This is a genomic window from Oscillospiraceae bacterium (genome assembly GCA_031265355.1).
Taxonomy (GTDB): Bacteria; Bacillota; Clostridia; order Oscillospirales; family UBA929; genus JAIRTA01.
This window is the reverse complement of record JAISCT010000039.1, coordinates 46,287-55,450: the sequence shown is the minus strand read 5'-3', so window position 1 is coordinate 55,450 and position 9,164 is coordinate 46,287. Positions and strand designations below refer to the sequence as shown.

Below are 9,164 nucleotides of genomic sequence, written 5' to 3'. Positions count from 1 at the left end.
TAGTGGTTGCTGGAGGAATTAATATTTATGGACAAATCAGGAACGGAGCTAAATTTAGCGACATAAATTGGGCCAGTGTGGGTGTGTCAGCATTGTTTGGTGCTGTTAGTGGTGCAGTAACAGGTACTCCTCTTGGTTTGCTCGGCCAGGCTGGTATAAATGCTTTCCTTGGTGGTGCTGAATCTACATTGCAAGATGTTGTTTACGGCCGAAATGTTGATTGGGAAAAGGTCGGAGTTAATGCTGGCATCGATGGATTAGCTGGCTTTATCGGAGGTAAAAGTGCTGCCGCGCCCACAAAGACTGTTTATGGGAAAATTGTTGGTGCTAGTAAAGAGATGTTTTCTATAGTCTATATCACTTATTCCTCTAGGGTAACAGCTGAGGCCGCAGCCAAATTATTGATCAAAGGTGGCATATATGGTGCTGCCACACAGATCTTTGTTGTGGATAACGTCATCAAAATGATATATCCTGGAGAGAAGTAGACGGTGATGAAAAATGACATACAATTACATAACCTTTGCTTTGTATTTTATCCCTGTCTGTTTAGGAAATTCTTTGCAAGCAAACCGAGAGAGTTTTATTGGTATTCATGTTCGCGATGGAGTTCGATTGGCATTAGGACTCTTTGCTTTTCGATGGCCAAGAATCAGTTTGTTGGCAATTGTTTCCCAAGTATACGCAGATGTTATGTTAATCTTGTTCGTGTTGTCCCGGGCGGGCTCTTTTGACCCTTTATATACCGCTACAAACGATCCAAACAAATTATTTACATCATTGGTTTGGATAAATTGGGTAATATTGGCATTGACAGCGATTGATGTCTCATTGTGTGAGAGGATAAGAGACAGGCAACGATAGTAGGAGGGGGATGTTCTTTTTGATAATGTCGAGCTAGGAGGGATTATTATCCAACTGCGGATGGAAACCTTCGAAAGTAAACTTCCCAAAAGCTATTGATCCACTTGTTACAGGGGAAGGCACATTTAACTGGTGTAGCAATAGAGAATTTACAGAAGAACTCTTGCACCAAAAGTTTGTAGGTGCAGTTTTTCTTGACATCAACAATGGGATGTTGTATTTTGATTTAGAGAACAGCTGACTACATAGGCTTGGTTCCTTCCGTGAAAATCTATGAAAAGGAGTGACGATTTGAAGCGAAAAGAGACAATCGAAGAGTTGCTGCAGGCCAAGGAGGGCGAATTCTACCAGTTCAAGGAGGCCAAGAACAGGTTCGATTTTGAAGAGGCCTGCAAGTGTTGCTGTGCGCTGTCCAACGTGGGCGGCGGCAAGCTGGTGTTCGGCATCAGCGACAAGCGTCCACGCAAGGTGGTCGGCAGCAAGGCGTTCGAGCAGCCAGAGCGCACAAGACTGGGCTTCATCGAGCGGCTTCATGTGATGATTGACTTCGAGCTTTATGATCCGGAGGGGGACAGGGTTCTCGTTTTTGACGTTGCCGCACGTCCGGCAGGTCTGCCCATCCAGTACGAGGGCATCGCGTGGTGGTACGAGGGTGACAAGCTGATGCAGATGACGGAGGAGATGCGGCGGGCGATATACGCCGAGACCGGGCACGACTTCTCATCCGACTGCTGCGCCGATGCGACGATGGCAGACATCAATGCTGACGCGGTAGAGGTCTTCCGCTCCAAGTGGGTTAAGAGGATAAAGCCCGACCCGGACAAGGCGGGACTGCTGAATCGGCTTGAAAGCATCGAGACAGAGCAACTGCTGCGCGACATCGGAGCTGTCACCGACAAGGGCATCACCTATGCGGCGCTGATTCTGTTCGGCACGTCTGCGGCCTTGAACCGCCACCTCGCCCAAGCAGAGGTCATCTTCGAGTACAGGCCATCGAACAGACCCGGCCCAGCTGCTGCGCGGGAGGAGTTCCGCGTTGGATTCTTCGCGTTCTTTGACAAACTGTGGGGGCTTGTCAACCTGCGCAATGACAAGCTGCACTATCAGGACGGGCTCTTTGTCTTTGACATCCCCGCTTATAATGAGCGGGTAGTGCGCGAAGCCATCTTGAATTCCGTTAGCCATCGCAATTACCAGCTCTCCGGTAGCATATTCGTCAAGCAGTATCGTGACCGCTTGGAGATAGACAGCCCCGGCGGCTTCCCTCACGGCATCACCCGCGAGAACATCATGTTCCGTCAGGCACCGCGCAACCGCCTCATCGCGGAGATGCTGGCACGTTGCGGCTTGGTGGAACGCGCTGGACAGGGCATGGACTTGATTTACGAGCTGTGCATCCGAGAGGCAAAGGATCTGCCGGACTTCCTCGACTCGGACGAGTACATCGTGCGCATCAGGCTCAAAGGGAGCAAGATTGACGAGAAGATGCTGGCCCTTTTCAGGAGCATCGGCGAAAGCGTAACCGACCAGCTCTCGACAGAGGAGTTACTGATAATCTATTCGCTCTACCATGGGCAAAAGGTCGATGCCAACTTGACGCAGTACGTCTCCAGACTGCTTGAACTGGGGATTGCCAAGCAGGACGCGCACGGTAGGTACGTTTTGAACGGTGTCTCAAAAGTCAATGGTGGTGACACCGTAAAAGACACCAAAGACACTGTAAGAGACACCGTAAAAGACACCAATGGCGACACCGTAAACAAGATTCAGGTGAAGATTCTCGAAATCATGAAAAGCAACCCGTCTGTCACCGTGAAGCTGCTGACAACAGAGCTGGGAATCAACGAGCGCAATGTCAAGAAGAACGTCAAGACGCTAAAGGACTTGAGGCTTGTCGAGAGGATCGGCCCAGCGAAGACCGGACGCTGGCTTGTCGTGGAGAAATAAAGGATGCTGTCTGAAACCATCAAATTGAGGCTTAAGGATTTGAAAAAGACCATGGAACAGGTTTGCATATACTGTTGAAAAGGAGGTCTTTCTCATGAACAACTCCGAGGCTGAAACAATTGAGTCTGTCTTAAACGGAAAATCGGCAGCGCAGATAAAAGATTTGCTGGTGGAACTCTGCCAGGAAATACCCGCGTTCGCGATATGCTGTTCGGAGAATTAAAGAAGCGGGATTTTACCGGTTATCTGAATATTTGCTTGGATGAAGGCCTAAAGCAAGAAGTATATGACATAATATTTAAAAAGGGGCCCGTCTCTCGTGGCTTTGGCTTTTGGGGGATTGATCGCGATTATTTTGCGGACAAGCTAAAGCATGACTTTCCGGAGGATATAAGCGAGTATTTTGCTCAATTGGCACTCAGGCATGCCGAAGGCGGCGCGGGGCCAAACCGAAGAGGATATAAACAAGCCGTGCGCTATTATGGCAAAGTCAAGGATATATATGTGCGAGTATTAAAAGACAAGCCTCGCTGGGAACAGCTATTTGCTGATTTAAAAGAGCGCCATAAAAAACGCAAAGCTTTTCTTGAAGAAGCGAGAGAGCTTGAATAGCGATTGGCTGTAAAACGGCTGAATTTGACTGCGGAAGCCTCTCTCACGGTCCCAAAATTTCCCGTATTTTATCATTTAGCGCCAGCAACGGCTCCGAACCGTTCGCGAGGGCCCGCACGCAATGGCCGCCGTACCCTGTCTTGGTGACGCCGCCCACACCGTCTTTCAGCGCGTACACCGCCGCGCGCAGCGCTTCGGTCTGTTCCTCCGAGATGTCCTGGTTTACCATCAGACATGTCCCCAGATGCGTATATCCCTCAAAAAGACAAAAGCGCTCCATGGGCGCGCTGCCGGGCCTGTATACGGCGTTGTCGGCGTATATGAGCGTCTCCCCTTCGTATATTTTCGTCAGGGATTTGTATTCGCGGTACGCAAATCTTTCACCGCGGGAGGCCCGCCCGCATGAGATGATTTCGCTCTGAAAAAAACGCGACGAGGCCTCCGCCAGCCGCACCTCCGTTTGACTCCTGAAAGCGGAATCTTTGAAGGGTATGACAGGCAGCGGCGCGTAGCTCAGCGCGGCGTCTTTTTCCACCACGAGGCGCGTATCGCGCGTCGCGAAAGCGCCGTCATCCATTTTGTGTATCTTTTCAAACGCCTGCGACGTGACGGTGAGCCGCGCGCCCTCCCGCACGGTGATGTCGATTTTTTGGCTGTCGCCCGACAGAATCCCGGCGGAAACGCTGACCATCATCACGCTCATACTGCCGTTTTCGTCATAAAACGGATGGAGGATTTTATAGGGCGCGGTGAAGCGCACGTCGGCAAGGACCGTGCGTCCTCCGGCCGGCCGCGCTGTGACGCACAGCGTGGACTGCGCGCCGTATCTGTTCTCATTCAAGGCCGCATGTCCTCCAGTAAGACATTTTTCTTGATCCAATCAACCACGCCGTCCACATTTTTGCCGCTGCGCATGTCCGTAAAGAGAAAAGGTTTTTCGCCCCGCATCTTCTTGGCGTCGCGTTCCATGACCGCCAGACTGGCGCCCACATACGGGGCAATGTCCGTCTTGTTGATCACCAGCAGGCTGGAGTGCGTGATGCCCGGACCGCCTTTGCGGGGGATCTTATCGCCCTCGGCCACGTCGATGACGAATATCGTCGCGTCGGCCAGTTCCGGGCTGAATGTGGCGGAGAGATTGTCGCCGCCGCTCTCCACAAATACGATCTCGGTGTCGGAGAAACGGCGCACAAGCTCGTCGATGGCCTCAAGATTCATAGAAGCGTCTTCGCGGATGGCCGTATGGGGGCATCCGCCGGTTTCTACGCCCACAATTCGTTCTTTGTCCAGTACACTGTTCTTGACAAGAAACTCGGCGTCCTCTTTTGTGTAGATGTCGTTTGTCACGACACAGATGCTGTAATCCTGGGCCATACGCCGGGTGACGGCCTCAATCAAGGCCGTCTTTCCCGACCCCACAGGCCCGGCCACGCCGATTTTTACACAATGCATTCTCTTTCCCTCTCAAGACATATACAGTCTGGAATACAGATTTTCGTGCCGCATCGCCCGTATCTCCAGCCCGGGACAAGAACGGCACAGATCATCGCGGCCGAGTCCTTCGAGCGCCTCCAGGATTTGCGGGAAAAATCGCCTGGCGCCCGAAAGCATTCTCTGACCGTCCGTTTGGCTCAGGGGAATGGTCTTGACGCAGCACGTGACCATCGCGGCGGCCTGCGCGTAGAGAAACGCGGCCAAGCTGTCGGCCGCGCGAAGACCGGCCGCCGATGTAAACACGCCGTACGCCACCGCGTGAGAGGTTTTTGCGTCCTTGTGAGAGGCGATATATTCCGAAAATACCGTGTCGGACACAAGCAGCAAACCGGCGGTCTTGACAAAACGCACGCCCAGTTTCTGCGATGCCTGCCGGATCTCACACGGGACCTTGCTCGCAAACAATGCCTCCTCCAAGCGCGCGAGTTCGTCCACCTCGCGCCGGGATGCGGCTTCATGGGCCAGCTTCGCGGCCAGCAGCTCCGAATACAGAAACGACGCTTTGAGATTTTGCTCCAGATAGTCGGCCGCGTCTTGGGCGGTTTTTACAAGCCCCTCCTGGATGTAGGTCTCCAGGCCGTACGAATGCGCGTACGCGCCGATGGGAAAGGCGGCGTCGTTGATTTGCAGCAATATAAACAATTGGTCCGTCACGGCCATTACCTCGGCCTTTCCGCAAACTTCTCTCAGGGTCTCCGCGCCGTCGGCGCAAAGACCCTGAGAGACTTTGTCAATGCTGGTGCCCATGCTGCCCATGGGCGCTCGATATGCGTTTTTCCGGCATGAGTCTGGCCGTCACCGACCGAGGCGCCTGCCCCAATTTCTCAATCATGGCAAACATCGGCGCATCGTAGGGCAACAAAAACCCCGCCCCGCTCTCGTCGTAAAAAAATGGGCCGTGCCGGTTGCCGATCTCATAACACAGTGTAACAAGCCCCTCGCGGCTTGCGGGACTCACGAATATACACGCACAGGGGACGATGTTCACCGCGATGACCGCGGCGTCGTCCGCATACAAAACGTCGTCCTGCCGCAAGCCCCTGTGGGACAGATCCTCCGAAAGCCGCAAGCCCAGTTCCAAGCCGTTTCTGGTGACAAGCCGGGCAATTTTCCGGTGTGCGTCGTGCCACGCAATGTCCGCATAATTCACGGTAAGCCCCGCAAAGGCCGCATCGCCCAGGCGGCCTTTCAGTGTCTCAATGATCATAGGCGGTTCACCATTGTCCTGTCAGCATCAAAAACCCGGGTATCCAGGCGGTGATAACACCCTCTATGATGGCCAGCGCGGGTACGAATTTTTTCAGATCCTTTTTCAGTACGCACTCGATAAAGCCGGTGAGCCACAAAACGCCCCAGGCCAGCCATATGAGCATCATACGCCAATCGGCCCTGTCGATGTAGGCGCAGGGGATGGTGTTGACGGCCACAAACAGACTGAACCAACCGTAGGGCCGGGTGTCCAGCCCAAGGATGTTGTTGAGCGCCGAAAACAGGTATGTAAACCCAAACAGCAAACCGGTCGCCGCGGCATAGTAGTCGCCGGAGGCTATGGCAAAGACGTTGACCACCACCGACACGCCGCCGGTAAAGATGTTCATGACGGCCGGGGCTTTCCCCCCGATGTTTTGCAAACGGCAAACGCCGTTGTTGATCAGCACGATGCCCACATACAGCAGACACAGTCCCAACGCGGTGCCCATATACGTACCCCCCTAATGTGGGTTGCACCTGCAACCCACAACCTAAATTCTTGTTTTTTGTTGCCGCTTCGCGGCAACAAGGTACTATCTTCAGAACAAATTGTACAGCTGCGCCAGCGGCAAAACCTCCGCCGGCGCGGAATCCACCTTCACGCCGTCCACCTTGACTGCGTATGTCTCCGGATCGACGTCGATGGCGGGCGTGGCGCCGTTGAACTTCATGTCGGATTTGGATACGTCGCGGCACCCCTTGACCGGCAGCACACGCTTACGCAGGGCCAGTTTTTCCGGCACGCCCTCGTCCACGGCGGCCTGGGAGACAAAGGTGATGGCGGTGTCATACTTGGCCGCGCCGTGCGCGCCGAACATATGCCTGTAGAAGACAGGCTGGGGTGTGGGAATGGACGCGTTGGGATCCCCCATCTTGGAGGCGATGATCAGTCCGCCTTTGATGATCAGATCGGGCTTCACGCCGAAAAACGCCGGATTCCACAGCACAAGATCCGCGAACTTGCCCGTTTCGACCGAGCCCACGTACGCGGCGATACCATGGGTGATCGCCGGGTTGATCGTATATTTGGAGACATAGCGCTTCACGCGGTGGTTGTCGCTGCCGTCGGCCTCCTCCGGAAGTGCGCCGCGCTGGCGCTTCATCTTGCTGGCCGTCTGCCAGGTGCGGGTGATGACCTCGCCCACCCGGCCCATAGCCTGCGAGTCCGAGCTCATCATGCTGAAAATGCCCATATCGTGCAGAACATCCTCGGCCGCAATGGTCTCGGGGCGAATGCGCGAATCCGCAAAGGCCACGTCCTCTGGGATTTTTTTGTCCAGGTGGTGGCAGACCATCAACATGTCCATGTGCTCGTCCAGCGTGTTGACGGTGAACGGCATCGTGGGGTTCGTGGAAGAGGGCAGCACATTGGGAAAGGCCGCCGCCTTGATGATGTCGGGCGCGTGGCCGCCGCCCGCGCCTTCGGTGTGATAGGTGTGGATAACGCGCCCGGCGATGGCGTCCAGGGTATCCTCGACGCATCCGGCCTCGTTGAGCGTGTCGGTATGTATGGCGACTTGCACATCGTACTCGTCCGCCACCGTCAGCGCCGCGTCGATCACCGCCGGGGTGGAGCCCCAGTCCTCGTGTATTTTCAGCCCCATGGCGCCCGCTTTGACCTGTTCGATCAGCGGCGCGTGCGCGGAACAGTTTCCCTTGGCCAGGTAACCCAAATTCATGGGGTAGTCCTCCGAGGCCTTGAGCATCATACCCAGGTTCCAGGGACCGGGGGTGCAGGTCGTGGCGTTGGTGCCGTCAGCCGGGCCTGTGCCGCCGCCGATCATCGTGGTGACGCCGCTGTAAAGAGCCGTGTCGATCTGCTGGGGGCAGATAAAATGTATGTGGGTGTCAATCCCGCCGGCCGTCACGATAAGTCCTTCGCCGGCCAGTGCTTCCGTCGAAGCGCCCACCACCATGCCGGGCGTCACGCCGTCCATGATATCCGGGTTGCCCGCCTTGCCTATCCCAGCTATTTTGCCGTCCTTGATGCCAATGTCCGCCTTGTAGATCCCCGTGTAGTCGATGACGACCGCATTTGTGACGACCAAATCCAGGTCGCCGCCGCGGCTCGTTGTGCCCGCAGATTGTCCCATGCCGTCGCGGATTGTCTTGCCGCCGCCGAATTTGATTTCGTCGCCGTATACGGTGAAGTCCTTCTCAATCTCGACCAGCAGATCGGTGTCGGCCAACCGAATCCGATCGCCCGTGGTGGGGCCGAACATCATCGCGTAGTTTTTGCCGGATACTTTCGAGCTCATGATACTTCCCTCCTACAAGCTTATGGTTCGGTTCATTCAACGAACCCCTTTTCCCGGGCGGCGTGCAGCGACTTTGGCAGCGAAGCGGGGCTTGCCTGGCCCGCCGTCAAGCCGTTCAGGCCGAACACCCTCTTCCGGCCGCCCAACGCCGTCAGCTGCACGGTTTTTGTCTCCCCCGGCTCGAAGCGCACGGACGTACCCGAGGGAATGTCCAGCCTCATGCCGTAGGCGGTCTCTCTGTCAAAACGAAGCAGTTTGTTTGTCTCAAAAAAATGAAAATGGGAGCCCACTTGCACGGGCCGGTCGCCCTGGTTGGAAACCGCGACGCGCGCGGTCCTCCTGCCTTCGTTGAGAATTACATCGCGCTCTCGGGTGATGATTTCGCCTGGTATCACGTTCCACACCGTCCTTTCCGCTATTTCACCGCAATCGGGTTGTGTACGGTCACCAGTTTGGTGCCGTCTTTGAAGGTGGCTTCGATCTGGACTTCGTGGATCATTTCGGCCACGCCGTCCATGACATCGTCCGTGGTTAAGATCTTGGTCCCCAGTTCCATCAGCTCCGTGACCCGCTTGCCGTCTCTGGCATATTCGAGCAGTTCCGAGCTGATCAGCGCCACAGACTCCACATAGTTGAGCCTCAGCCCCCTGGCTCTTCGCTGCTTGGCCAGCTCCCCAGCCGTGTGCAACATGAGTTTTTCCATTTCTTTGGGAGACAATCGCATACCGAACACCTCCT

At 55.2% G+C, this 9,164-nt stretch carries 11 protein-coding genes; 3 read left to right on the top strand and 8 right to left on the bottom strand.

What is annotated here, in order from left to right; translation table 11 throughout:
• The 3 genes from LBK75_05665 to LBK75_05655 form a co-directional block, all read left to right on the top strand.
• The coding region (locus LBK75_05665; GenBank protein MDR1157782.1) for a hypothetical protein at positions 1-488 on the top strand (488 nt) is incomplete at its 5' end.
• Positions 489-1,137: 649 nt separating this feature from the next.
• Positions 1,138-2,811, top strand: a complete 1,674-nt coding sequence (locus LBK75_05660) for a putative DNA binding domain-containing protein (GenBank protein ID MDR1157781.1) — start codon at positions 1,138-1,140, stop codon at positions 2,809-2,811.
• A gap of 204 nt (positions 2,812-3,015) precedes the next feature.
• Positions 3,016-3,423 carry a hypothetical protein gene (locus LBK75_05655; protein MDR1157780.1) on the top strand — a complete coding sequence of 136 codons (408 nt, stop codon included), beginning with the start codon at positions 3,016-3,018 and terminating at the stop codon, positions 3,421-3,423.
• Between the two features lie 43 nt (positions 3,424-3,466).
• Here the strand turns inward: LBK75_05655 and LBK75_05650 are convergent, their stop codons facing one another.
• The 8 genes from LBK75_05650 to ureA form a co-directional block, all read right to left on the bottom strand.
• On the bottom strand, positions 3,467-4,264 hold the full coding sequence (locus LBK75_05650; protein MDR1157779.1) for an urease accessory protein UreD: 798 nt from the start codon (positions 4,262-4,264) through the stop codon (positions 3,467-3,469).
• Positions 4,261-4,875: an urease accessory protein UreG gene (gene ureG, locus LBK75_05645; protein ID MDR1157778.1), complete on the bottom strand. Its 615-nt coding sequence runs from the start codon at positions 4,873-4,875 to the stop codon at positions 4,261-4,263. The genes LBK75_05650 and ureG overlap by 4 nt, the downstream gene beginning before the upstream one ends.
• Positions 4,876-4,887: 12 nt before the next feature.
• A complete protein-coding gene (locus LBK75_05640; GenBank protein MDR1157777.1) occupies positions 4,888-5,664 on the bottom strand; it encodes an urease accessory protein UreF in 777 nt (258 codons plus the stop codon).
• Entirely contained in the window at positions 5,648-6,124 is a 477-nt protein-coding gene (locus LBK75_05635; GenBank protein MDR1157776.1) for an urease accessory protein UreE, read from the bottom strand. The genes LBK75_05640 and LBK75_05635 overlap by 17 nt, the downstream gene beginning before the upstream one ends.
• 7 nt (positions 6,125-6,131) lie before the next feature.
• Complete coding sequence (locus LBK75_05630; GenBank protein MDR1157775.1) at positions 6,132-6,617, bottom strand: AmiS/UreI family transporter; 486 nt, start codon at positions 6,615-6,617, stop codon at positions 6,132-6,134.
• A 90-nt stretch (positions 6,618-6,707) separates the two neighbouring features.
• A complete protein-coding gene (gene ureC / locus LBK75_05625) occupies positions 6,708-8,426 on the bottom strand; it encodes an urease subunit alpha (GenBank protein ID MDR1157774.1) in 1,719 nt (572 codons plus the stop codon).
• Between the two features lie 32 nt (positions 8,427-8,458).
• Positions 8,459-8,821, bottom strand: a complete 363-nt coding sequence (gene ureB, locus LBK75_05620; GenBank protein ID MDR1157773.1) for an urease subunit beta — start codon at positions 8,819-8,821, stop codon at positions 8,459-8,461.
• Positions 8,822-8,841: 20 nt separating this feature from the next.
• Positions 8,842-9,150 (bottom strand): urease subunit gamma, encoded by a 309-nt coding sequence (gene ureA, locus LBK75_05615; GenBank protein ID MDR1157772.1) that lies wholly within the window; start codon positions 9,148-9,150, stop codon positions 8,842-8,844.
• Between the last annotated feature and the right edge of the window lie 14 nt (positions 9,151-9,164).

What these genes read in the sequence shown, in the direction of transcription:
- LBK75_05660 (MDR1157781.1), top strand. Translation starts at nt 1,138, where the DNA reads ATGAAAAGGAGTGACGATTTGAAGCGAAAAGAGACAATCGAAGAGTTG.
- LBK75_05655 (MDR1157780.1), top strand. Translation starts at nt 3,016, where the DNA reads ATGCTGTTCGGAGAATTAAAGAAGCGGGATTTTACCGGTTATCTGAAT.
- ureG (MDR1157778.1), bottom strand. Translation starts at nt 4,875, where the DNA reads ATGCATTGTGTAAAAATCGGCGTGGCCGGGCCTGTGGGGTCGGGAAAG.
- LBK75_05640 (MDR1157777.1), bottom strand. Translation starts at nt 5,664, where the DNA reads ATGGGCACCAGCATTGACAAAGTCTCTCAGGGTCTTTGCGCCGACGGC.
- LBK75_05635 (MDR1157776.1), bottom strand. Translation starts at nt 6,124, where the DNA reads ATGATCATTGAGACACTGAAAGGCCGCCTGGGCGATGCGGCCTTTGCG.
- LBK75_05630 (MDR1157775.1), bottom strand. Translation starts at nt 6,617, where the DNA reads ATGGGCACCGCGTTGGGACTGTGTCTGCTGTATGTGGGCATCGTGCTG.
- ureC (MDR1157774.1), bottom strand. Translation starts at nt 8,426, where the DNA reads ATGAGCTCGAAAGTATCCGGCAAAAACTACGCGATGATGTTCGGCCCC.
- ureA (MDR1157772.1), bottom strand. Translation starts at nt 9,150, where the DNA reads ATGCGATTGTCTCCCAAAGAAATGGAAAAACTCATGTTGCACACGGCT.